The organism is Caulobacter sp. GW821-FHT05F04 (assembly GCF_059419665.1).
On the sequence record NZ_JBWKSF010000010.1, the window covers coordinates 59,900 to 84,166 of the forward strand.

The 24,267-nt window shown below is 66.0% G+C and carries 19 protein-coding genes and 1 pseudogene; 5 read left to right on the plus strand and 15 right to left on the minus strand.

The genetic code is table 11. The features are described from left to right. Window positions 1–42: 42 nt before the first annotated feature. The 5 genes from AC07R7_RS22560 to rpsL form a co-directional block, all read right to left on the minus strand. Entirely contained in the window at window positions 43–1,020 is a 978-nt protein-coding gene (locus AC07R7_RS22560; RefSeq protein WP_494636665.1) for a sensor histidine kinase, read from the minus strand. Window positions 1,021–1,185: 165 nt separating this feature from the next. Further along, entirely contained in the window at window positions 1,186–2,376 is a 1,191-nt protein-coding gene (gene tuf / locus AC07R7_RS22565; RefSeq protein ID WP_492835994.1) for an elongation factor Tu, read from the minus strand. Between the two features lie 118 nt (window positions 2,377–2,494). After that, window positions 2,495–4,573, minus strand: a complete 2,079-nt coding sequence (gene fusA, locus AC07R7_RS22570) for an elongation factor G (protein WP_492886756.1) — start codon at window positions 4,571–4,573, stop codon at window positions 2,495–2,497. Window positions 4,574–4,680: 107 nt separating this feature from the next. Next, complete coding sequence (rpsG, locus tag AC07R7_RS22575) at window positions 4,681–5,154, minus strand: 30S ribosomal protein S7 (RefSeq protein WP_047403744.1); 474 nt, start codon at window positions 5,152–5,154, stop codon at window positions 4,681–4,683. Between the two features lie 13 nt (window positions 5,155–5,167). After that, the gene (gene rpsL, locus AC07R7_RS22580; RefSeq protein ID WP_004624021.1) at window positions 5,168–5,539 is read right to left on the minus strand and encodes a 30S ribosomal protein S12; all 372 of its coding nucleotides are present in this window, start codon (window positions 5,537–5,539) and stop codon (window positions 5,168–5,170) included. 23 nt (window positions 5,540–5,562) lie between these two features. Here rpsL and AC07R7_RS22585 point away from each other — a divergent pair. The 5 genes and pseudogenes from AC07R7_RS22585 to AC07R7_RS22605 all read left to right on the plus strand — a co-directional run bounded on the left by AC07R7_RS22585 (window position 5,563) and on the right by AC07R7_RS22605 (window position 10,004). After that, window positions 5,563–5,810, plus strand: a pseudogene (locus AC07R7_RS22585) (hypothetical protein). Window positions 5,811–5,946: 136 nt separating this feature from the next. Then, complete coding sequence (locus AC07R7_RS22590) at window positions 5,947–6,717, plus strand: hypothetical protein (RefSeq protein ID WP_492886758.1); 771 nt, start codon at window positions 5,947–5,949, stop codon at window positions 6,715–6,717. A 105-nt stretch (window positions 6,718–6,822) separates the two neighbouring features. Further along, a complete protein-coding gene (locus AC07R7_RS22595; protein ID WP_494636666.1) occupies window positions 6,823–8,730 on the plus strand; it encodes a CocE/NonD family hydrolase in 1,908 nt (635 codons plus the stop codon). A 128-nt stretch (window positions 8,731–8,858) separates the two neighbouring features. After that, on the plus strand, window positions 8,859–9,563 hold the full coding sequence (locus tag AC07R7_RS22600; protein WP_494636667.1) for a hypothetical protein: 705 nt from the start codon (window positions 8,859–8,861) through the stop codon (window positions 9,561–9,563). A 102-nt stretch (window positions 9,564–9,665) separates the two neighbouring features. Next, complete coding sequence (locus tag AC07R7_RS22605) at window positions 9,666–10,004, plus strand: hypothetical protein (RefSeq protein WP_494636668.1); 339 nt, start codon at window positions 9,666–9,668, stop codon at window positions 10,002–10,004. A gap of 1 nt (window position 10,005) precedes the next feature. On the opposite strand, the gene gst is transcribed toward AC07R7_RS22605, so the two are convergent. The 10 genes from gst to rplJ all read right to left on the minus strand — a co-directional run bounded on the left by gst (window position 10,006) and on the right by rplJ (window position 24,079). Beyond that, window positions 10,006–10,707, minus strand: coding sequence for a glutathione transferase, Atu5508 family (gene gst / locus AC07R7_RS22610; protein WP_494636669.1), 702 nt, complete (start codon window positions 10,705–10,707; stop codon window positions 10,006–10,008). A gap of 91 nt (window positions 10,708–10,798) precedes the next feature. Next, window positions 10,799–14,989 (minus strand): DNA-directed RNA polymerase subunit beta', encoded by a 4,191-nt coding sequence (gene rpoC, locus AC07R7_RS22615; protein WP_492886766.1) that lies wholly within the window; start codon window positions 14,987–14,989, stop codon window positions 10,799–10,801. 98 nt (window positions 14,990–15,087) lie between these two features. Beyond that, entirely contained in the window at window positions 15,088–19,158 is a 4,071-nt protein-coding gene (gene rpoB, locus AC07R7_RS22620) for a DNA-directed RNA polymerase subunit beta (RefSeq protein WP_492886768.1), read from the minus strand. 445 nt (window positions 19,159–19,603) lie between these two features. Beyond that, a complete protein-coding gene (locus AC07R7_RS22625) occupies window positions 19,604–19,762 on the minus strand; it encodes a hypothetical protein (RefSeq protein ID WP_492886770.1) in 159 nt (52 codons plus the stop codon). A gap of 59 nt (window positions 19,763–19,821) precedes the next feature. Beyond that, on the minus strand, window positions 19,822–20,226 hold the full coding sequence (locus AC07R7_RS22630; protein ID WP_492836015.1) for a hypothetical protein: 405 nt from the start codon (window positions 20,224–20,226) through the stop codon (window positions 19,822–19,824). A 107-nt stretch (window positions 20,227–20,333) separates the two neighbouring features. Then, on the minus strand, window positions 20,334–21,371 hold the full coding sequence (locus tag AC07R7_RS22635; RefSeq protein WP_494636670.1) for a WD40/YVTN/BNR-like repeat-containing protein: 1,038 nt from the start codon (window positions 21,369–21,371) through the stop codon (window positions 20,334–20,336). A gap of 10 nt (window positions 21,372–21,381) precedes the next feature. Then, on the minus strand, window positions 21,382–21,756 hold the full coding sequence (locus AC07R7_RS22640; RefSeq protein WP_492886776.1) for a response regulator: 375 nt from the start codon (window positions 21,754–21,756) through the stop codon (window positions 21,382–21,384). Continuing rightward, a complete protein-coding gene (locus AC07R7_RS22645; protein ID WP_494636671.1) occupies window positions 21,753–22,847 on the minus strand; it encodes a sensor histidine kinase in 1,095 nt (364 codons plus the stop codon). Before AC07R7_RS22645 ends, AC07R7_RS22640 begins: the two co-directional genes overlap by 4 nt. 285 nt (window positions 22,848–23,132) lie before the next feature. After that, the gene (gene rplL, locus AC07R7_RS22650; protein WP_099581159.1) at window positions 23,133–23,513 is read right to left on the minus strand and encodes a 50S ribosomal protein L7/L12; all 381 of its coding nucleotides are present in this window, start codon (window positions 23,511–23,513) and stop codon (window positions 23,133–23,135) included. 47 nt (window positions 23,514–23,560) lie between these two features. Then, complete coding sequence (gene rplJ, locus AC07R7_RS22655; RefSeq protein ID WP_492836023.1) at window positions 23,561–24,079, minus strand: 50S ribosomal protein L10; 519 nt, start codon at window positions 24,077–24,079, stop codon at window positions 23,561–23,563. Window positions 24,080–24,267 lie beyond the last annotated feature (188 nt).

The window sequence follows — 24,267 nt, forward strand, 5'->3', positions numbered from 1 at the left end:
CTTCCCTCTCCTCCCCCGTTGGGGAGGAGAGGCTCCAGCCCCCTACTCCGCCCTTGGCGCGTAGCTCAGCCGGCACACGGTCCACGCCCCCTCGCGCGCCATCTCGAACTTGCCGTTCAGCTGCTGGGCCATGGCGCGGACGATGCGCAGGCCGAGACTCCTGGAGTTGGCCGGATCGAAGCCGTCGGGCGGGCCGGCCCCGTCGTCGCGGACCGTCAGGACGTGAGTGTCGCCGGACTGGTCGAGATCGACACGCACCTGTCCCGAGCGGGCTTCCCCGAAGCCGTGCTCCAGCGCGTTGTTGAAGCTCTCCAGCATGACCAGGGTGACCGGCGTGGCCTGGTCGGGGTGCAGGGGCTGGTCGCCGCCCTCGATGGTCAGGACGACCTTCGCGCCGGCAGCCTGCGAGGCCTCGTTCAGGACGACCTCGGCGAAGGCGCGGAAGGGCGCGGGCTCGCCGACGGCGGTGTGCAGCTCTCGCTGGATGCTGGCGATCAAGGCGATCCGGCCCCCGGCCTCATTCAGGGCGTGGCGCGCGTCCTCGTCGGCCATGCCGGCGGCCTGCAGCCGCAGCAGCGAGCCCACGACCTGGATGTTGTTGCTGACCCGATGGTGCAGCTCGCGATACAGCAGGTCCCGGCTCTCGGCCAAGGCGGCGTAGCGCGCCCGCTCCTCCTCCAGCTGACGCAGCGCCCGGCGCATGCCGTCGATGAAGAAGATGTCGATCACCACCACGAAGGCGTAGAACGCCAGGGCCACGCTGGTCGAAAAGTTGATGTGGAACGTGCGGTACGGCGGGATGAAATAGTACCAGGCCGCCACGCCGGACAGGACCGCGCAAAGGATCGCCGGCCGCAGGCCCGCGAAATAGGCGGTGATGACCACGGCCGGAAAGAAGGTCAGATAGGGAAAGCCGGGCGGGAACCAGTCGTTCAGCGTCAGGCGCAGCGCCCAGGCCGCCAGGGCCGCGAGCACCGCGAACCCGTAGCCCGCCGGCTTGCCGCGAATGAACGCTCCCATCGCCAAGCCCCCTGCTGACGGCCCCGGATGCGGCAAAGCTCGCGGCGCGTCAAGCAACGACCCGACACAGGGGCCTCTTCGCCCACCGGCCCAAGCAAAAGGCCCCGGAGATCGCTCTCCGGGGCCTTCGCTTAGATCAATTCAGCGCGTGCTGAAGAAGGTCGATTACTCGACGATCTTCGCAACCACGCCGGCGCCGACCGTGCGGCCGCCTTCGCGGATGGCGAAGCGCAGGCCTTGGTCCATGGCGATCGGGGTGATCAGCTCGACGTCCAGCTCGGCGTTGTCGCCCGGCATGATCATTTCCACGCCTTCCTTCAGCTTGATGATGCCGGTGACATCGGTCGTGCGGAAGTAGAACTGCGGACGGTAGTTGGTGAAGAACGGGGTGTGACGGCCGCCTTCTTCCTTGTTCAGGATGTAGGCCTCGGCCACGAACTTGGTGTGCGGGGTGATCGAGCCCGGCTTGCAGAGCACTTGGCCGCGCTCGACGTCTTCACGCTTGGTGCCGCGCAGCAGCACGCCCACGTTGTCGCCGGCTTGACCTTGGTCCAGCAGCTTGCGGAACATTTCGACGCCCGTGCAGGTCGTCTTCTGGACCGGACGGATGCCGACGATTTCGACTTCTTCGCCGACCTTCACGACGCCCTTTTCGATACGGCCCGTGACCACGGTGCCGCGGCCCGAGATCGAGAACACGTCTTCGACCGGCATCAGGAACGGCAGGTCAACCGGACGTTCCGGCTGCGGGATGTAGGCGTCGACCTGGGTCATCAGTTCGTTGATGCGGTCTTCGCCGATGGCCGGATCACGGCCTTCGACGGCGGCCAGGGCCGAACCCTTGACGATCGGGATATCGTCGCCCGGGAACTGATACGAGCTGAGCAGCTCGCGCACTTCCATTTCGACGAGCTCCAGCAGCTCTTCGTCGTCGACCATGTCGACCTTGTTCATGAACACGACCAGAGCCGGCACGCCGACCTGACGGGCCAGCAGGATGTGCTCGCGGGTCTGCGGCATCGGGCCGTCGGCGGCCGACACGACCAGGATCGCGCCGTCCATCTGGGCGGCGCCCGTGATCATGTTCTTCACGTAGTCGGCGTGGCCGGGGCAGTCGACGTGCGCGTAGTGACGGTTGGCCGTCTCATACTCGACGTGCGCGGTGTTGATCGTGATGCCGCGGGCCTTTTCTTCCGGCGCGGCGTCGATGTCGGCGTAGTTCTTGGCGGTCGCGCCGCCCGTCTTCGCCAGCGTGATCGTGATCGCCGCCGTCAGCGTCGTCTTGCCATGGTCAACGTGACCGATGGTGCCGATGTTGCAGTGCGGCTTAGTGCGTTCGAACTTTTCCTTGGCCATCTTCTTAGCTCCAGGACCCCAGAGGGGCCTTCAAAATAGGTGGGACTTCTGGGGTGTTGGCGAGAGGGTTCCAAGGAACCCTCTCGATCTCTAACCCACGCTTTTCGTTGAGAAAAGCTTAGGCGTACTTCTTGATCACTTCGTCGGCGACGTGTTGCGGCACCGGATCGTAGTGGTCGTAGACCATGCTGAACTGGGCGCGGCCTTGCGACATGCCCCGCAGGGTGTTCACGTAACCGAACATGTTGGCCAGCGGCACGTAGGCGTTCACGACAGTCGCGTTACCGCGCATGTCCTGACCCTGGATCATGCCACGGCGGCTGTTCAGATCGCCGATGACCGAGCCCAGGTATTCTTCCGGCGTCACGACCTCGACCTTCATGATCGGCTCGAGCAGCTTCGGAGCGCCCTTTTCGCGCAGCTCCTTGAAGGCGGCGCGCGAGGCGATTTCGAAGGCCAGGACCGACGAGTCGACGTCGTGGAACTTGCCGTCCGTCAGGGTCGCCTTGAAGTCGATCAGCGGGAAGCCGGCCAGCAGGCCGTTGTCCTTGACCGATTCCAGGCCCTTCTGGACGCCGGGGATGTATTCCTTCGGCACCGCGCCGCCGACGATCGCGTTTTCGAACACGAAGCCCGAACCCGGCTCGCCCGGTTCGAAGGTGATCATGACGCGGGCGAACTGGCCCGTACCACCGGTCTGCTTCTTGTGCGTGTAGTCGATGTCGACCTTGCGGCCCAGCGATTCACGATAGGCCACCTGCGGCGCGCCGATGTTGGCTTCCACCTTGTAGGTGCGCTTCAGGATGTCGATCTTGATGTCGAGGTGCAGTTCGCCCATGCCCTTCAGGATCGTCTGGCCCGACTCGAAGTCGGTCGAGACGGTGAAGGACGGATCCTCGGCGGCCAGCTTCTGCAGGGCGACGCCCAGCTTCTCCTGGTCGGCCTTCGACTTGGGCTCGACGGCGATCTCGATGACCGGGGCCGGGAATTCCATGCGCTCGAGGATGACCGGCGACTTCAGCGGATCGCACAGGGTGTCACCCGTGCGGGTTTCCTTCAGGCCGGCCAGGGCGACGATGTCGCCGGCATAGGCTTCCTTGATGTCTTCGCGGTTGTTCGAGTGCATCAGCAGCATGCGGCCGACGCGCTCGCGCTTGTCGCGCGTGGCGTTCAGCAGCGACATGCCGGTTTCCAGCTTGCCCGAATAGATGCGGCAGAAGGTCAGCGAACCGACGAAGGGGTCGTCCATGATCTTGAACGCCAGAACCGACAGCGGCTCTTCGTCCGAGGCGTGACGCACGACTTCTTCTTCGGTCTTGAAGTCGATGCCCTTGGTCGGCGGGATGTCCAGCGGCGACGGCAGGTAGTCGACGACGGCGTCCAGCAGCGTCTGCACGCCCTTGTTCTTGAAGGCCGAGCCGCAGAGGATCGGATAGAAGGCGCCGGTCAGAACGGCCTTGCGCAGGCACTTCTTGATCGTGGCTTCCGAGGGCTCTTCGCCGCCCAGATAGGCTTCCATCGCTTCGTCGTCGAGTTCGACGGCGTTCTCGACCAGATAGGCGCGGGCTTCGATCGCCTTGTCCATCAGGTCGGCGGGGATTTCCTCGTCGCGGAAGTTCGCGCCCAGGGCGTCGTTGTCCCAGACCACGGCCTTCATGCGGACCAGGTCCACGAGGCCCTTCAGGTTCGTTTCCGAACCGATCGGGAATTGGATCGGCACGGCCTTGGCGCCCAGACGGTCACGGATCGATTCCACCGACTTGTCGAAGTCGGCGCCGATCTTGTCCATCTTGTTGACGAAGACGATACGCGGAACCTTGTACTTGTCGGCCTGGCGCCAGACGGTTTCCGTCTGCGGCTCGACGCCGGCGTTGCCGTCCAGCACCGTCACGGCGCCGTCGAGCACGCGCAGCGAGCGTTCGACTTCGATGGTGAAGTCGACGTGCCCGGGGGTGTCGATGATGTTCAGACGCTTGCCGTTCCAGAAAGCGGTCGTCGCGGCCGACGTGATCGTGATGCCGCGTTCCTGCTCCTGCTCCATCCAGTCCATGGTGGCCGCGCCATCGTGGACTTCGCCGATCTTGTGCGACTTACCCGTGTAATACAGGATCCGCTCGGTCGTCGTAGTCTTACCGGCGTCGATGTGCGCCATGATGCCGAAGTTACGGTAATCTTCGATTTTATGCTGGCGGGCCATGATGAAGCTCTGCGTAGCGCTGCGGTGAGGCAGGGACATTTAAACGTGCGGCGCGGGCGGTTTATCGCAAACCACCCGCGCCTGAAAGAGTGCTGGTCGCGAAAAGCTTACCAGCGATAGTGCGAGAACGCCCGGTTGGCTTCAGCCATCTTGTGGGTGTCTTCGCGCTTCTTCACGGCGGTGCCGCGGTTGTTCGAAGCGTCGAGCAGCTCACCAGCCAGCTTTTCGGTCATGGTGTTTTCACCGCGCTTGCGAGCGGCGGTCACCAGCCAACGGATGGCCAGGGCGCGGCGACGGTCCGGACGGACTTCAACCGGCACTTGGTAGGTGGCGCCGCCAACGCGACGCGACCGGACTTCGATCGCCGGGGCGACGTTGTCCAGAGCGGAGTGGAAGGTCTCAAGCGGACCTTGGTCCTTGCGCTTGGATTCCAGGATGTCGAAAGCACCATAGATGATGTTTTCGGCGACGGCTTTTTTGCCCTCGTACATCACGTAGTTCATGAACTTCGTGACGATCAGGTCCCCAAACTTGGGATCCGGCAGGACTTGGCGTTTCTCGGCGCGACGGCGGCGGGACATCTTCTTCTATTCCTTACTTCGGACGCTTGGCGCCGTAGAGCGAACGACGCTGCTTACGATCCTTGACACCTTGGGTGTCGAGGACGCCGCGCAGGATGTGATAACGGACGCCGGGCAAATCCTTGACGCGGCCGCCGCGGATGAGCACCACCGAGTGCTCCTGCAGGTTGTGACCTTCGCCCGGGATGTAGCACACGGCTTCGATGCCGGTGGTCAGACGGACCTTGGCGACCTTACGCAGAGCCGAGTTCGGCTTCTTCGGGGTCGTGGTGTAGACGCGCGTGCAAACGCCGCGACGTTGGGGGCAGCCCTTCAGGGCGGGCACCTTGTTCCGGACCGGCTTCGGGGAGCGCGGCTTACGGATGAGCTGGTTAATGGTAGGCATTAAGTCTCTGCTCTGATGGAAGCGTGTGCCTTTCGGCCGGGGCGCTTCAGGTCCTTGTCTTTGTTGTTCTTGGTTCAAGGCTCCGCTTGGAGACCCGATAAACACGAAACTCGCCGGGGCGCGGGAAGCACACCGGCGGGTTCTCCGCTCACGAGGAGAGGAAGCTCATCGGAACGGACGCGAACGACCGCCTCGAAAAAGAGCGCGGTATTTACTCGCGAAGGGGCTCAACGTCAACCGCCTGTTCCCGCGCCGGTTAACGCCGCCTTAAGCCGCCCGCCAAGGTCAAGATTTCGCCACCGCAAGCTGTGCAGGCTCGCGTCGGGATGGAGCGCCTTGTCTCGCCGGCCTCGCGCACCACGTGGGGAGGGCGGAGGCAAGGCTGGGGAGGCCGGGTGAGGGTCAGCGTGAGGCGCAGCAGGGACAATCTACGCCGGGCGACGATTCTCGCCGGATCGTTGCTGCTGCACGTGGCGCTGCTGGCCTGGCTGGCGATTCCCGCGCGGCCCCTGCTGGAAAACATGGTCGCCGAGGACCTGTCGGTGATGACGCTGGACCTGCAGCGGCCCGTTCCCGAGGCGCGTCCGGAGCCCCGCCCCGCGCCGGCCTCGGCGGCGACTGCGGCGCCCTCGCCCACCCTGCCTTTCCAGGTGCGCGCGCCGGCGCGAACCGCCCCGGCCGGCGTTCCGGTCCTGTCGGTTCCCGCCACGGGAATCGCCCGGCCTGGGACCGCGATCCGTCCCGCGCCGCTGCCGGGCGAAGGCGCCGGCGACCTGCGCACGGCCCTGCGGGGCAGCGCCACGGGCTGCGTCAGCGCCGACGCCGTCGGCCTGAACCGCCGCGAGCGCGAGAAATGCGACGAGCGCTTCGGCGCCGCTCCGCCGCGCGGGACCTATGCCGGCCCGATGAACGCGGCCAAGGCCCGCGAATTCGAGGCCCAATCGATCATGCAGGAGCTGGCCCGCAAGTTCGACGAAGCGCCGATGGGTCCCGGCGTCGACCATCGCAGCAAGGACCAGCCCGGGACGATGAAGGAGATCCCCTTCGTGCTCGGCGCCGAGCAGGACGGCCTGGGCCGCACCCGCAACGCCCAGCAGCAGCGCCTCAAGCAGCTGCGCGACTACGACAAGGCCGACGCCCGCGAGAAGCAGCGCTCGCGCGACAACGACCAGCGCTGAAAGAGGGGCGCTAAAAAGGGGTTTCCTCCGTACGCCCCCGGAATACCCTCACCGCCAGGTTGGCGCGCGGGCTCAAGGGGCGCGCCTTGGTTGTGAGGGGACATCATGCGTTTTTCGGCTTCACTATGCGCCGCGCTGATCCTGGCCACGTCGACGGCTCCGTCGGCGGTTCTGGCCCAGGACTATTCGCAGTTTTCCGACTCCGCGCTGGATCGCGAGCTGGCCGCCAAGGCCGACGTGCAGCTGTACGTCATGGTGCCGATGCGCGACGGGGTGCGGCTGGCGACCCACGTCTATCGCCCCAAGGGCGCGACCGGGCCACTGCCGACCATCCTGATCAAGACGCCCTATAACGAGATGCCCTACAAGGCGGGGACCACCCGTAACGCGCTGGACGCCATCAAGCACGGCTACGCCCTGGTGCTGCAGAACGAGCGCGGCCGCTATTATTCGGAAGGCGAATGGGAGATCCTGGGCCATCCGCAGACGGACGGTTACGACACCCTGACCTGGATCGCCAAGCAGAGCTGGTCGAACGGCAAGGTCGGTACCCGCGGCTGCTCGTCGACGGCCGAATGGCAGCTGGCCCTGGCCGGCCAGAACCACCCGGCCCACGCCGCCATGGTCCCGCAGTCGTCGGGCGCCGGCATCGGCAAGGTCGGCGAGTTCCAGGAGCAGGGCAACTGGTACACCGGCGGCGTGCCGCGCAACCTGTTCTTCGTGTGGCTGTACGGCGTCGACAATCCGCTGCGCGCTCAGCCGCCCAAGGGGCTGGACTCCAAGACCATCGCCCGCCTCGCCAAGTACAACGACCTGGAGGCCAAGAAGCCCGAGGTGAACTGGCCCACCCAGATCCGCCACCTGCCGGTCAACGAGATGCTGCAGGACCTGGGCGAGCCCAAGGGCACGTTCGAGGAGCTGATCAACCGCGACGGCCCGGCCGACCCGGCCTGGCGCAAGGGCGGCCTCTATCACGACGACAAGGGCTGGGGCGTTCCGGCCCTGTGGTTCAATTCCTGGTACGACGTGTCGATCGGCCCGAACATGGCCCTGTTCAACCACGCCCGCGCGGTGAACTCGGACAAGGAAGCCAGCGACAACCAGTACGCCATCGTCACGCCCAGCAACCACTGCGGCTTCAACGCCCGCACGCTGCAGGTCCCCTACAAGTCGGGCGACCGCGACATGGGCACGGTCAATTTCGACGCCGACAAGGAGGTCTACGCCTTCTTCGACCGCTGGCTGAAGGGCGACGTCAACGCCTTCCCGAAGTCGACGCCGCCGGTCCGCTACTATTCGATGGGCGCCAACAGCTGGAAGCAGTCGGCCCAGTGGCCGCCGGAGGGCTCGGCCCCGATGCGCCTCTATCTGCGCTCCAGCGGCCGCGCCAACAGCCTGGCCGGCGACGGCAAGCTGACCGCCGTCGCGCCGGGCGCGGGGGAGCAACCCGACCGCTACGCCTATGATCCGGCCAATCCGGTCCAGACCGTGGGCGGCGGCGACTGCTGCAACGGCGGCCTGGTCATCGCCGGCGCCTTCGACCAGCGCGGAGTGGAGTCCCGCCAGGACGTACTGGTCTACACCAGCGAGCCGCTGACCGAGCCGCTGGAGGTCTCGGGCTTCGTCCGCGCGGTCCTGAAGGTCTCGTCGGACGCCAAGGACACCGACTTCGCCGTCAAGCTGGTCGACGTCGGGCCGGACGGCACGGCCTATATCCTGGGCGACACCATCATGCGGGCCCGCTATCGCGACAGCTACGAGAAGCCGGCGATGATGACGGCCGGCCAGACCTATGCGGTCAAGCCGACGCCGATCACCACCAGCAACACCTTCCTGCCCGGCCACCGCATCCGGGTGGAGGTCACCTCGTCCAACTTCCCGAAGTTCGTCCGCAACCTGAACACCGGCGGCGACAACGAGAAGGAAAGCAAGTTCGTGGTCGCCAACAACGCCATTCACCACGCGGCCGGCGAGGAGTCCTACATCGAGCTGCCGGTGGTGAGCCGGAAGTAGGACAGGCTTTCCCGCTCCCCCCTGCCGTTCGGTCGCGCCCGACCCGGAAAAAGTCCAGCTTTCGTCACAACTGGACCGTGATCCGCCGCAAGCCTGGGCTGCGGATCATCCGAGGGGGCGGAACTGCGATGACGGCGGGTCGCCGACGGCTGGGCCGGCTCTGGGTCATCGCGGGCCTGTCGGTCGTCCTGCACGTGATCGTCCTGGCGTGGCTGGCCCGGCCCGCCGCGCCGGCGCTGCTCGATATCGCGCCCGACCTGGCGCTGCTGTCCGTCGAGCTGCTTCGGCCGGCGACGCCCGATGTCGTGCGACAGAAGCTCGCCTCACGATCCGCAACCCCGCGCGCCGCCGCCCCCGCGAAAGAGATCGCGCCCAGCCTATCCAACGGTCTGGCGACGGCCGTCGCGGCCAAGCCCTCGGTCGGCGTGGCGGCTCCGGCGCCGATGTCCGACAATGTTCGCGCCGCGCTGCGCGCCGGTCCTGGCTGCGCGCGCCAGGCGCTGTCGCGGCGGGAGCGCGACCAATGCGAGGAACAGTTCGGCCGGCTGACGGCCTCGACGCCGAGCTATGACGCCCCGATGGATCCCGGCAAGCGCGCCTATTATGACGAGGTCGCCGCCGCCGGACCGTCGGGCCTATCCTCGACCGACCCGACGCCAGGGGCCGTCACGCCCGACCACGTCTACGTCCCGTTCCTCAAGTGCTCGGTCAAGTTCGGGCCAGGCCGGAAGCCCAAGGACACGCAAGGGTCGGTGCGGTTGGGACGTTCGCCCTGCGCCATCCCCCTGCAAGGCAGCATGTTCACGCCCGAGGCGTCGGTCCACAAGCGCTAGGCGCCAGCGTTCGAGAAGGCTCGGAACGCTCCCTGGCCCCACGGGGTTGTGGAAGCGTCTCGCGGCGCGCCGCGCCGTCTTCTCCCGCCACGAGGTTCGATCATGACCGACTATGCCGACAGCCTGACTTCCCAGACGACCGCCAAGACCGCCCGCGCCAAGGTCGAGCCCAAGCTCAAGGCCGTCGCCAGCACAGCCCACGCCGCCTATGACAGCCTCAAGGAGGTCGCTTCCGAGGCGGTCGACGAGACCCGCACCCGGGTCAAGGACATCGCCGCCCAGGCCAGCGACGAGATCCAGAACCGCTATGGCGACCTGGAAGCCTGGGTGCAGCTCAAGCCGGCCCAGGCCCTCGGTGTCGCCGCCGGTCTGGGCGTCGTCCTGGGCTTGTTGCTCCGCGGCCGCTCGACCAAGACCATCTACGTGCGCGAACCGCGCTAGCCTACGCGCTCAGCACCTTCCTGAGGGACGCCTCGATCTGGCCACCGCACCAGGTGTCGCCGTAGTCCTCGCGGGCCTTGTCGGCCAGCTTGCGCAGCGGCGGCAGCTCGGCGACGCGGCGGACCAGGGCGGCGGTCATCGGCGCGGCCTCGTCGAGGATCTCGCCGATGGCGTCGAAGCGCTCGGTCAGGGTCGACCACAAGGTGGCGGTGACGATGTCGGCCATCCCCGGCCCGTCGCCGCCCAGCAGGAAGCCAGCATCGGCCGTCAAGCCGTGGCGACGGCCGGTTTCCTCCCAGAACGACATCCACCTCTTCAGGCGTGGGACGAACTCGGCCCAGCGCTTGCCGGTCCACATCTCGCGGCCGCCGTCATTGGTCATCTCATCGATGACGTCGTTGGCGTCGCAGACGATCTTCAGCGTCAGGGCGCGCGGCTCCGGTGTCGCCGGGAGCAGGTTCAGGGTCTCGCCCAGATAGAAGAGGATCGCCGGCGTCTGCGCGATGGCGACCTTCGCCCTGTTGTCGACCAGCATCGGCGGCCCCATGAACGGGACCGGCATGGCCTTCACCGGCCCGCCCATCAGGTCCGCGATCGCCGCGTCGCCGCCTTCCGTCCAGGTCTTGCCGGCGTGGGCCAGGACGGCGCGCACGAACTGCCCGCGAAATGGCGCGGACCAGTAGTAGAGCTCGTAGTCGGACATGGCGGCATCTCCAGGCGCTGGACGCCTCTGACAACGAAAAAGGCCCGGGATCGCTCCCGGGCCTTTCCGTATTCGCTCTAAGCCCGAGGGCCTATTCGGCGTCCGCGAGCGCGATCTCGGCCGGCAGCGGCTCCATCGCTTCTTCGCGCTGCTGGGCCAGTTGCTCGTCGCGCTTGGCGGCGACGCGTTGCAGGCTGCGCAGGTAGGAACCCGTACCGGCGGGGATCAGGCGACCCACGATGACGTTTTCCTTCAGGCCTTCCAGGGTGTCGGTCTTGCCGTGCACCGAGGCTTCGGTCAGGACGCGGGTCGTTTCCTGGAACGACGCGGCCGAGATGAAGCTCTTGGTCTGCAGCGAGGCCTTGGTGATGCCCAGCAGCACCGGCTGGGTCACAGCCGGACGACCGCCACGGGCGACAGCCTTGTCCTGTTCCTTGTCGAACTCCGGCTTATCAAGGTGGTCACCCTTGATCAGGCCGGTGTCGCCGGGCTCGAGGATCTCGACCTTCTGCAGCATCTGACGAACGATCGTCTCGATGTGCTTGTCGTTGATCGGCACGCCCTGCAGTCGATAGACCTCCTGGATCTCGTCGACGAGGAAGTTCGCCAGGGCCTCGACGCCCAGGATGCGCAGGATGTCGTGCGGATCCGGGTTGCCGTCGATGATGTATTCGCCCTTGGAGATGAAGTCCCCGTCGTGGACGGCGATGTGCTTGCCCTTCGGGATCAGGAACTCGACCGCCTCGGCCTGGTTGCCATCGGCGTCGACGTCCGGCGTGATCTTGATCCGGCGCTTGTTCTTGTAATCCTTGCCGAATTCGACACGGCCGTCCATTTCCGCGATGACCGCGCAGTCCTTCGGACGGCGGGCTTCGAAGAGTTCGGCGACGCGCGGCAGACCACCGGTGATGTCCCGGGTCTTGGCGCCTTCGGTCGGGATACGCGCGATCACTTCACCCGGCTTCACCTCGTCGCCATCGGCGACCGAGAGAATGGCGCCGGCCGACAGGAGGTAGCGAGCCTCGCCGCCGTTCGACAGGCGCTTGTACGAGCCGTCTTCCGACAGCACGCCCATGGCCGGACGCAGGTCCGAACCGCGGGCCGAGGTACGCCAGTCGGCGATGACGCGCTGGGCGATGCCGGTCGCTTCGTCGACTTCCTCGCGGATGGACAGGCCATCCACCAGGTCCTCGGCGCGGATCTTGCCGGCAACTTCGGTGATGATCGGGGTGGTGTAGGGGTCCCAATCGCCGAGGCGCTGGCCGCGCTTGACCGTGTCGCCGTCCTTGACCCGCAGGCGGGCGCCGTACGGCGGCTTGTAGGTTTCGCGCTCCTTGCCGTCGACCAGCACGCTGACCGAGGTGTTGCGGCTCATGATGACCAGCGCGCCATCGGAGCCGATGACGGTCGGGCCGATCACGCGGACCGTACCCTCGTTCGAGGCCTCGAAGAACGACTGCTCGGCCACCTGGGCGGTGCCGCCGATGTGGAACGTACGCATGGTCAGCTGCGTGCCGGGCTCACCGATCGACTGGGCGGCGATGACGCCGACCGCTTCGCCGATGTTCACCGGAGTGCCGCGGGCCAGGTCGCGGCCATAGCAGGCGCCGCAGACGCCGACCTTGGCTTCGCAGGTCAGGACCGAGCGGACCTTCACCGACTGGACGACCGCCGCCTCGATGGCGTCGGCGATGTTCTCGTCGATATAGGTGTCGGCCGGAACGACCAGCTCGCCGGTGCCCGGATCCTTGACATCCTCGGCCGTGAAGCGGCCCAGGACGCGGGTGCCCAGCGAGACCAGAACGTCGCCGCCTTCGACGACGGCGCGCAGGGTGATGCCCCGCGTGGTGCCGCAGTCTTCCTCGACGATGATGCAGTCCTGCGCGACGTCGACCAGACGACGGGTCAGGTAACCCGAGTTGGCGGTCTTCAGCGCGGTGTCCGCCAGGCCCTTACGGGCGCCGTGGGTCGAGTTGAAGTACTCCTGAACGGTCAGGCCTTCCTTGAAGTTCGAGACGATCGGGGTCTCGATGATCTCGCCGGAGGGCTTGGCCATCAGGCCGCGCATGCCGCCCAGCTGCTTCATCTGGGCTTGCGAACCCCGGGCGCCGGAGTGGGCCATCATGTAGATGGCGTTGATTTCCTTTTCGCGACCGTTCTCGTCGCGATGCTTCATCTGAAGCTCGGCCATCATCTCGTCGGCGACGCGGTCGGTGGCCTTGGCCCACGCGTCAACGACCTTGTTGTACTTCTCGCCCTTGGTGATCAGGCCGTCGGCGTACTGTTGCTCGTACTCCTCGGCCAGAGCGCGGGTTTCGGCGACGATCGCCTCCTTCCGCTTCGGGATGATGATGTCGTCCTTGCCGAAGGAGATGCCGGCCTTGGCGGCTTCCTTGAAGCCCAGACCCATGATCTTGTCGGCGAAGATGACCGTCGCCTTCTGACCGCAGTGGCGGTAGACGATGTCGATCAGATTGCCGATTTCCTTCTTGGTCAGCGCCTTTTCGATCAGGCGGTGGCCAATCTGCGGGTGGTGCGGCAGCAGGGCGGCGATCTTCATGCGGCCCGGCGTCGTGTCGATCACCTTGCGCAGCATCACGCCGTCCGGAGTCATCTCGGTGTGGCGCGCCTTGATCTTGGCGTGCAGCGAGACGACGCCGGCGTCCATGGCGGCTTCGATTTCACCCAGATCGGCGAAGATCTTGCCTTCGCCCGGCTCACCCTCGCGAGCGACCGACAGGTAGTACAGACCCAGGACGATGTCCTGCGACGGCACGATGATCGGGCGACCGTTGGCGGGCGACAGGATGTTGTTGGTCGACATCATCAGGACGCGCGCTTCCAGCTGAGCTTCCAGGCTCAGCGGGACGTGCACGGCCATCTGGTCGCCGTCGAAGTCGGCGTTGAACGCGGCGCAGACCAGCGGGTGCAGCTGGATGGCCTTGCCCTCGATCAGCTTCGGCTCGAACGCCTGGATGCCCAGACGGTGAAGCGTCGGGGCGCGGTTCAACATGACCGGGTGCTCGCGGATGACCTCTTCGAGGATATCCCACACCTGCGGCTGCTCGCGCTCGACCATGCGCTTGGACTGCTTGACGGTGCCCGACAGGCCCTTGGCGTCCAGGCGCGCGTAGATGAACGGCTTGAACAGCTCGAGCGCCATCTTCTTGGGCAGGCCGCACTCGTGCAGCTTCAGCTCGGGACCGACCACGATGACCGAACGGCCCGAATAGTCGACGCGCTTGCCCAGCAGGTTCTGGCGGAAGCGGCCTTGCTTGCCCTTCAGCATGTCGGCCAGCGACTTCAGCGGACGCTTGTTGGCGCCCGTGATGACGCGACCGCGACGGCCGTTGTCGAACAGGGCGTCGACCGATTCCTGCAGCATCCGCTTTTCGTTGCGGATGATGATGTCGGGGGCGCGCAGCTCGATCAGGCGCTTGAGGCGGTTGTTACGGTTGATGACCCGGCGATACAGGTCGTTCAGGTCCGAGGTCGCGAAGCGGCCGCCGTCCAGCGGCACCAGCGGACGCAGTTCCGGCGGGATGACCGGAACGACCGTCAGCACCATCCACTCGGGACGGTTGCCCGACTCCTGGAAGGCTTCCAGGATCTTCAGGCGCTTGCTGAACTTCTTCTGCTTCATGTCCGAGACGGTGCCGGACAGTTCCTCGCGCAGACGCTCGGCCTCTTTCTCGAGGTCGATGGCCTTGAGCAGGTTCTGGACGGCCTCGGCGCCGATCTCGGCGGTGAAGCTGTCGTCGCCGTACTCTTCCTGGGCGCGCATGTAGTCGTCTTCCGACAGCAGCTGGTGCTGCTTCAGCGGGGTCAGGCCCGGCTCGGTGACGATGTAGTATTCAAAGTACAGGACGCGCTCGATGTCCTTGAGCGGCATGTCGAGCATCATGGCGATACGCGACGGCAGCGACTTCAGGAACCAGATGTGGGCGACCGGCGAGGCCAGTTCGATGTGGCCCATGCGCTCGCGACGGACGCGGGCCAGGGTGACTTCGACACCGCACTTTTCGCAGATGATGCCCTTGTACTTCATGCGCTTGTACTTGCCGCACAGGCATTCGTAGTCCTTGGTCGGGCCAAAGATACGGGCGCAGAACAGGCCGTCACGCTCGGGCTTGAACGTGCGGTAGTTGATGGTTTCCGGCTTCTTGATCTCGCCGAACGACCACGAGCGGATCTTTTCCGGCGAGGCCAGCGAGATGCGGATCTGGTCGAAGGTCGGAGCGGCCTGGACCGGATTGAAGATGTTCAGGACTTCCTGGTTCATCTTGGTTCCTTCTGCGGGACTGCCCGCGAAAATTCAAAGTTGGAGAGGGCTGACGGGAGGCCCCTCCCCCGCGATCACGCGGAGGAGGGAGGTCCGGATCAGCTGTTCTCCAGCTCGACGTTCAGGCCGAGCGAGCGCATTTCCTTGACCAGCACGTTGAAGCTTTCCGGGATACCGGCTTCGAACGTGTCGTCGCCGCGGACGATCGACTCGTAGACCTTGGTCCGGCCGGCCACGTCGTCGGACTTCACCGTCAGCATTTCCTGCAGGGTGTAGGCCGCGCCGTAGGCTTCCAGAGCCCACACTTCCATTTCCCCGAAGCGCTGACCGCCGAACTGGGCCTTACCACCCAGCGGCTGTTGCGTGACGAGCGAGTACGGACCGATCGAACGGGCGTGGATCTTGTCGTCGACCAGGTGGTGCAGCTTCAGCATGTAGATGTAGCCGACCGTGACCGGACGCTTGAACTGGTCGCCGGTCTGACCGTCGAACAGGATCGACTGGCCCGACGGATTGACGCCGGCCATTTCGAGGTGCTCCTCGATATCGCTCATGCGCGCGCCGTCGAACACGGGGGTGGCGATCGGAACGCCCTTGCCCAGGTTCTTGGCCAGCTCGATCAGCTCTTCCTCGGTTTCCGGCAGTTCTTCGTCCGGGCCGTAGATGTCACGCAGGCGATCGATCAGGGCCTGCTTCTGACCGCCGTGCTGCCAGTCTTCCAGCAGGTTGGTGATCTGCTTGCCAAGGTTGGCGCAGGCCCAGCCCAGGTGGGTCTCGAAGATCTGACCGACGTTCATGCGCGAGGGCACGCCCAGCGGGTTCAGAACGACGTCGACGTGCGTCCCGTCGGCGAGGAACGGCATGTCCTCGATCGGCAGGATGCGCGAGATGACGCCCTTGTTGCCGTGACGGCCGGCCATCTTGTCGCCCGGCTGAAGCTTGCGCTTCACGGCCACGAAGACCTTGACCATCTTCATGACGCCCGGGGGCAGTTCGTCGCCGCGTTGCAGCTTGTCGACCTTGTCCTCGAAACGACGGTCGAGGCGCTTGCGGTTCTCGTCGAACAGACGGCGCAGGCTTTCCAGTTCGCCCATCGCCTTCTCGTCCTCGAGGGCGATCTGCCACCACAGGCCCGAAGCCACCTGGCTCAGGTTCTCGGCGGTGATCTCGCCGCGCGACAGGCCCTTGGGACCCGACAGAGCGACCTTGCCGACCAGCAATTCCTTCAGGCGGCCCGAGATGTTGCGGTTCAGGATCGTGAACTCGTCGTCGCGGTCCTTGCCCAGACGGTCGATCTCGGCGCGTTCGATGGCCAGGGCGCGTTCGTCCTTGTCGACGCCGTGACGGTTGAACACGCGCACGTCGACGATCGTGCCGGCGACGCCCGGGGGCAGGCGCAGGCTGGTGTCGCGGACGTCCGAGGCCTTTTCACCGAAGATGGCGCGCAGGAGCTTTTCTTCCGGCGTCATCGGGCTTTCGCCCTTCGGCGTGACCTTGCCGACCAGGATGTCGCCCGGCTGGACCTCGGCGCCGATCGCCACGATGCCGGCTTCGTCGAGGTTGCGCAGGGCTTCCTCGCCGACGTTCGGGATGTCGCGGGTGATTTCTTCCGGGCCGAGCTTCGTATCGCGGGCCATGACCTCGAATTCCTCGATGTGGATCGAGGTGAAGACGTCGTCGCGGACGATGCGTTCGGAGATCAGGATCGAGTCTTCGAAGTTGTAGCCGTTCCAGGGCATGAACGCGACGAGCGCGTTGCGGCCCAGGGCCAGTTCGCCCAGCTCGGTCGACGGACCGTCGGCGATGATGTCGCCGGCGCGGATCCGGTCGCCCACCTTCACCAGCGGGCGCTGGTTGATGCAGGTCGACTGGTTCGAACGCTGGAACTTCGACATCCGATAGATGTCGACGCCCGAGCGGGCCGCGTCGGTTTCTTCGGTGGCGCGGATGACGATACGCGTACCGTCGATCTGCTCGACGACGCCGGTGCGCTTGGCGATCACGACCGCGCCCGAGTCACGGGCCACGACCGCTTCCATGCCGGTGCCGACCAGCGGGGCGTCCGACTGCACCAGCGGCACGGCCTGACGTTGCATGTTCGAGCCCATGAGGGCGCGGTTGGCGTCATCGTTTTCGAGGAACGGGATCAGGGCGGCGGCCACCGACACGACTTGGCGCGGCGACACGTCCATCAGGTCGACCGTCTCCTTTTGCAGAAGAGTCGGTTCGCCGTTGATGCGGCCCGGGACCAGGTCTTCCAGGATCTCGCCGTCGACCACCTTGATGTTCGACTGAGCGATGACGTGCTTGGATTCCTCCATCGCCGACATGTAGACGACTTCGTCCTGCGGCTTGCCGTCCTTCACGCGACGGTACGGGCTCTCGATAAAGCCGTACTTGTTGACGCGGGCGTGGGTGGCCAGCGAGTTGATCAGGCCGATGTTCGGGCCTTCCGGCGTTTCGATCGGGCAGATCCGGCCGTAGTGGGTCGGGTGAACGTCGCGGACTTCGAAGCCGGCGCGCTCGCGGGTCAGACCGCCCGGGCCGAGGGCCGAGAGACGACGCTTGTGGGTGATTTCCGACAGCGGGTTCGTCTGGTCCATGAACTGCGACAGCTGCGAGGAGCCGAAGAATTCACGCACGGCGGCGGCGGCCGGCTTGGCGTTGATCAGGTCGTGCGGCATCACGGTGTCGATGTCGACGGACGACATGCGTTCCTTGATGGCGCGTTCCATGCGCAGCAGGCCGACGCGGTACTGGTTTTCCAGCAGCTCACCGACCGAGCGGACGCGACGGTTGCCCAGGTTGTCGATGTCGTCGATTTCGCCGCGACCGTCGCGCAGGCCCACCAGGACCTTCAGCACGGCCAGGACGTCGTCCTTGCGCAGGATGCGGACTTCGTCCGACACGTCCTGCTCCAGGCGCATGTTCATCTTCACGCGGCCCACCGACGACAGGTCGTAGCGCTCGGCGTCGAAGAACAGCGACTTGAACATCGCTTCGGCGGCCTCGACGGTCGGCGGCTCGCCCGGACGCATGACGCGATAGATGTCGAACAGCGCGTCCTCGCGGACGGCGTTCTTGTCCACGCGCAGGGTGTTGCGCATGTAGGCGCCGACCGTGACGTGGTCGATGTCGAGCACGTCGATGGTGTCGAAGCCTTGGTCGGCCAGGGCCTGGATCGAGGTGACGTCCAGCTCGTCGCCGGCTTCGGCGTAGATTTCACCGGTCGAGAAGTTGACCGCGTCGCGCGCCAGGTAGCGGCCCGTCAGGGCTTCCGGGGCCAGCAGCAGGGTCTTCAGGCCGCCGTCGGCGAACTTCTTGGCCTGGCGAGCCGTGATCTTGGTGCCGGCCGGAGCGACTTCCTCGCCCGTGTCGGCGTCGACCAGCGGGAATTCCGGCTTCACGCCGCGCCAGCGCTCGGGCTTGTACGGGGTGGCCCAGCCACCGCTGCGCTTCTCGAACGGGACGACGTCGTAGAACGTGGTCAGGATCTCTTCACCGTCCATGCCCAAGGCATAGAGGAAGGTCGTGGCCGGCAGCTTGCGGCGACGGTCGATGCGGACGTAGACGATGTCCTTGGCGTCGAACTCGAAGTCCAGCCACGAGCCGCGGTACGGGATCACGCGGGCGGCGAACAGCAGCTTGCCCGAGGCGTGGGTCTTGCCCTTGTCGTGGTCGAAGAACACGCCCGGCGAGCGGTGCATCTGCGAGACGATGACGCGCTCGGTGCCGTTGACGATGAAGGTGCCCTTGTCCGTCATGAGCGGGATATCGCCCATGTAGACGTCCTGCTCCTTGATGTCCTTGACCGAGCGGGCGCCGGTTTCTTCTTCCGTTTCGAACACGATCAGGCGAAGCTTGACCTTCAGCGGCGCCGCGAAGGTCATGTCGCGCTGGATGCACTCTTCAACGTCGTACTTGGGCTCTTCGAATTCGTACGAGACGTATTCGAGCACCGCGCGCTCATTGAAGTCCTTGATCGGGAAGACCGACTTGAAGACCGCCTCGACGCCCTCGTCGCGGCGCTGGCCCGGACGGACCTCGCGCTGCAGGAACTGTTCGTAGGAAGAGCGCTGAACCTCGATCAGGTTCGGCATCTGCACAGCTTCGGGGATGCGGCCGAACGACTTCCGGATCCGCTTCTTGCCGGTGAAGGATTGCGCCATGTTGTTTCCCTGCGGCGCGGACGGAATCCGCGCGTGAATTAGAATGTCCGTGGCGTCCACCCTCGCCGCTCGCCTTCTCAGGGAGCCGCGGACGCTGGAATTCCCCTATCGGGCGACCGGGACCGGAAGCCTGATGGGCGCCCCTTCGCGCGGATCGGAGGGCGGCTGATCGCGCCTCGGGGCGTAATACGGACGCGCCAAAGCGCTCCGCCGATGTAATCGTGAACGCGGGGATATAGGGGAACCGAGCGGGGAAGAAAAGGGGGATTCGTAAACGGGCGTAAATAGGCTGACCCGAGCTTCCAACACCCGACCTCCCCGGCGAATGCCGGGGCCCAGATACATTCCGAAAGGTTAGGGTGTTCTCGCTCCAAAGCCTCGTCCAGACGATCGGCCTCGTCGGATTCGATCTGGACCCCGGCATTCGCCGGGGAGATCGGCGGAATTAGCCCTTCTTCAGCGCCTTCATCGCCAGGGAGACGCCGAGGGCGATCAGGCAGACGAAGAACGCGACCTTGGTGATCGCGCCGGCCACGTTGGCGACGAAACCCAGGATCCCGAACAGGATCATCAGGACGAGCAGGACACCGGCGACCTTGAGCATGGCGAAGCTTCCTTGGTGATACCCGCCATTAGCGCACGGCGACGCTTGGCGTTCCCCCTCTAGGCGCTGAAGTCCACGAATTGAGGAACGCCCGTCCCGCCCAGCGGCTGGCCCTTGCGCTTGGCCTCTTCGCGCGCCGCCTCCATCGCCTCGTCGATCTTCCGCCGCACATATTCGTCGATCTGCTGCATCGCCTTGGCCCGGTCCTCCGGTGACATGGCGTCCAGTTTCTCCTGGGTCAGGCCCATCGCCTTCATCGCCTCGTCGCGCCACTTGCGCACCTTCTCGGCCCAGGCCTCGGCCTTGGCTTCCTTGGCGAAGGCCGTGAGGCCCTTCTCGCGAACCTTGTCGACGTCGCTGCTTGGACCGTTGTCGACGCGGGCGTTCGCGGTCCCTCGCGTGCGCTCGGCGCTCGCGGCGGCGTAGGCCGACCAGTTTCCGTTTCCGATACCCGAGACCGACATCCCGTCCTCCAAGGCGAACACGCCTGGAGGTTGCAAGAATCGCGCCAACGCGAGTGATCTTGAAAAGCTTCAGCTTTCCCGGAAGCGAGGCGGCGCCTTTTGCCGCCTCAGGCCCGCCAGAGACCGATCGAACCCTTGGGTCCGCACAGCACGGCGGATTTCTCCGAGGCCAGCCGCACCGTGTTCATCGGCGCGCCCGAGACCCGCTGGAACGGCCCGCCCTTGCGGCTGACTATGGTCCCGGCCAGGCCGGTGGCCATGACGGTCGAGCCCTTGACCGAGATGCCCGACAGGTAGCCGGTCGGCGCGGCGACCGCCTCGAAGCTCACCCGGCCCGGATCCAGCCGCGCCAGGTTGACGCCCTCGGCGCGGGGCTTCTGGTAGTCGCCGCCGCAGACCCACAGCGCGCCATGCTTGTCGTAGGCCACGGCGAAGGCGCCCTTCGACGGAGCGTCGGCCAGGATCGGCGTGTCGGCAGCCACGAACACCCCGCCCCCGCCGCGCGAGACATAGACCCGCGCCTTGCCCGCCCCGCCTGTGCAGAAGGCGACCTGACCGCGCGGGCCGATCGCCACGCAGCCGTTGCTGGCGGCGAAGGCTCCCTCGTTCGGCGCGGCCGGCGGCACGCCCTCGTCCTTCAGCCGCGCCCAGGTCTCGCCGCCGTCGGCGGTATAGAGCACCGTGAACCGGCCCCTGGTCGGGTCGCCCAGGATAAAGCCGCGCCGGCTGTCGACGAAGGCGATCGAGTCCCAGAAGCCTTCCGGGTCCTGGTTGGCGGCGATCCGCTTCCAGGTCTTGCCGCCGTCCTTGGTGCGCCACAGCTGCGAGGCCTCGCCGGGCCCGGCGCTCATGGCCAGGACGTGGTTGTCGTCGAAGGCGTGCAGGCCGCGGAAGTCCAGCGTCTCGGCCCCGATGATCCGCATGGCGTCCTGGCGCTCGTCACGCCCGCGGATCAGCCAGCCCTTCGAGCCCGAGGCCCAGTAGCGCTTGCCGCCGGTCGGCGACAGGCCGCGCAACTCGCTGTCGATCACCGAGGCCGGCATGCGGATGCCGCCCAGACCTTCCTGGGCGAGACCGTCGGCGGCGAAGGCGGGTCCGGCGGCCAGGGTCAGGCCGCCGGCGATCAGGTGACGACGATGGATCATGTTGAACTCTTCAGGACGCCATGGCGGCGTGGATCGCCGAACGCAGGGCGCGCTCGGACACGGGCTTGAACAGGATCGCCGCCGGACGGCTCAGGCGCATGCGGTCTATGGTTTCCTGCTCGCGCGAGCCGGTCAGAAAGATCACCTTCGACCCGACCGTCGCGTGGATCGCCAGGGCCGCGTCGACCCCATCCCCCTCGCCGCGCAGCCGCATGTCCATCAGAACCACGGCCGGGCGGTGCCGCCGGGTCAGGACCACGGCCTCGTTCGCCGTCGCCGCCGAGCCGCAGACGGGAAGACCCATTTCCTCGACCTGCATGCAAAGTCCCTGGGCGATCAGGAACTCGTCGTCCACGACCAGCACGCTGTTGGAGAGGTGGTTCATGCGGGCGCCGCCCCCGGGATCGTGATTTCGGTGCGCACGCCCTTGTCGTGTCGCACCTTCATTGTACCACCCAATTGCGTCACCAGACCCTCTATGATCGTGCCGCCTAGGGAGCCCGTCTTGGTCTCGCCGGGCGCGTAGCCCTTGCCGTTGTCGGACACGGCCAGTTCCAGCCGGCCGTCATCCAAACGCACCAGCGAAACCTCGATGCGGCCCTTGCCGTCGGGAAAGGCGTGCTTGAGCGAGTTGGTCACCAGTTCGGTGACGATCAGGCCCAGGGGGATGGCGAAGTCCAACCCCACCGGCAACGGCGCGGCCTCGACCGACAGCTCCACGTTCTCGGCCGAGCCCCCCTGGACGATATTGTCGGCCAGTTCCCGCAGGAACGGCGCGATGTCGAAGGTCTCGAGGTCCGTCGACTCCATCAATTGATGATGCACCAGGCCCAGGGCGTAGACGCGCCCCCGCATGGTCGCCAGAGCCGACCGGGCGCTCTCGTCGTCCAGCCTGCGGCTCTGCATGGCCAGCATGCCGTCGATGATCTGCAGGTTGTTCTTCACCCGGTGATAGACCTCGCGCAGGAGGAGGTCGCGCTGGGCCAGCGCTCGGGTGCGATCGGCCAAGGCCTCGGTCAGCTGGCCGTTGACGGCCTCCAGCTCGGCGGTCCGCTCGGCGACCCGCTGGGCCAGGGTGGCGTTGACCTGCTCCAGCTGCTTGGCCGACGGCAGGGCGACGATCTTGGGAATCAGGGGCCACAGCAGGGCGGCCGTCGCGATCGACAGCACCGCCGTGATCGCCTTGATGACGCCCTCGACGCCATAGGCGGGGAACCACAGGGTCAGGATGGCCCACAGGTGGGTGGTGCCGCAGGCCAGGATGAAGGCCACGAACAGATAGGCCACCCAGCCGTAGCGGATGTCCGGCCGCTGGCGCACGAAGGCGGCGATGGCCAGGGGGATCGAGAAATAGGACAGGCCGATCAGCGCGTCGGCGATCACGTGCGTCGCCACCAGCCCAGGCGCCCAGCTCAGGCAAAAGCCGTGCGGCGTCAACCCGGACGGGTTGATCAACCAATCCCAGATCGCCCCCATCGTCGCCTCTCCTGGGCCCGCTGACCCGGTTCGGGATCTGACTCGGCCATGGTCGAGGACGAAACTGCTACAGAGCCGCTCCGGATACAATCTTGGCCGGCATTTCGCCGCACGCCGTCGGCGGGCGCGAGCGCCGCGAAACAGAACGGGCCCGGAGGTTTCCCTCCGGGCCCGCTCGCCAGTTCCAAAGGAACCCAGTCCCCGCCCGGAGCCCCAAGGGGCTCCGATTTCCTGTAAAAGGCTGGACATTCCGACCATGTCGGAATGTCCACGGCGGGGGCCAGATTACTTGATTTGGACGGTGGCGCCGGCTTCGGTCAGCTTCTTGGCGACTTCGTCGGCTTGAGCCTTCGAGACGTTTTCGACGACGTTCTGCGGAGCGCCTTCGACCAGGTCCTTGGCTTCCTTCAGGCCGAGGTCCGGACGGACGCCGCGGACTTCCTTGATCACGTTGATCTTCTTGTCGCCACCGTTCGTCAGAACGACGGTGAACTCGGTTTGCTCTTCAGCGGCTTCAACCGGAGCGGCGGCGCCGCCAGCGGCGGCGACGGCGACCGGAGCGGCGGCCGAGACGCCCCACTTTTCTTCCAGCAGCTTCGACAGTTCAGCGGCTTCCAGCACCGACAGGGTGGACAGTTCTTCGACCAGCTTTTCGAGCTTCGACATGTGTCAGTTCCTAAAGAGAGATTGGGATAGATATGCGGGGATGACCGTTACGCGGCGTCTTTGGTCGCGTAGGCGTTGAAAACGCGAGCCAGCTGGGCAGCCGGGGCCTGCAGGACGCCAGCGATCTTGGTCGCCGGAGCCTGGATGAGGCCGATAAGCTTGCCACGCAGTTCGTCCAGCGACGGCAGGGTCGCCAGAGCACGCACGCCGGCTTCGTCGAGCACGTTGGTCTGGTCCAGAACGCCACCGACAATCTTAAGCTTGTCGTTTTCCTTGGCGAACTGCACCGCGATCTTCGCGGCCGAGACGGCGTCCGGGCCGTAGGCGATGGCGACCGGGCCGGTGAACAGGGCGGAACCCGTATCACCAAGCTTGCCGTCCAGAGCCTTGAGGGCCAGGGTGTTCTTCACAACCTTGATCGCGGCGCCTTCCTTGCGGAGGCGAAGACGAAGGTCGGTCATTTCCGCAACGGTCAGACCCATGTAGTGGGTCACGACGACAGCGCCGGCGTCGGTGAACACGCTTTTCAGCGATTCAATCGACTCCTGCTTTTGAGCGCGGTCCATTGCGGTCTCCTACTCAGTTAGCAGCGGCCGGACCATTCCGGCAGCCAGATGCGGTCCCATGCGGAATTGCTCCCGCGCGCGAGTCGCATATGCCTGTTCCAAGGAAAGTCGGCCGCGCTCCGATCTCGGACATCCCCTCCTAGGAAGGGGTCACGAGCAGGAGACCTTGGCGTCTCTATCCCTGTCTC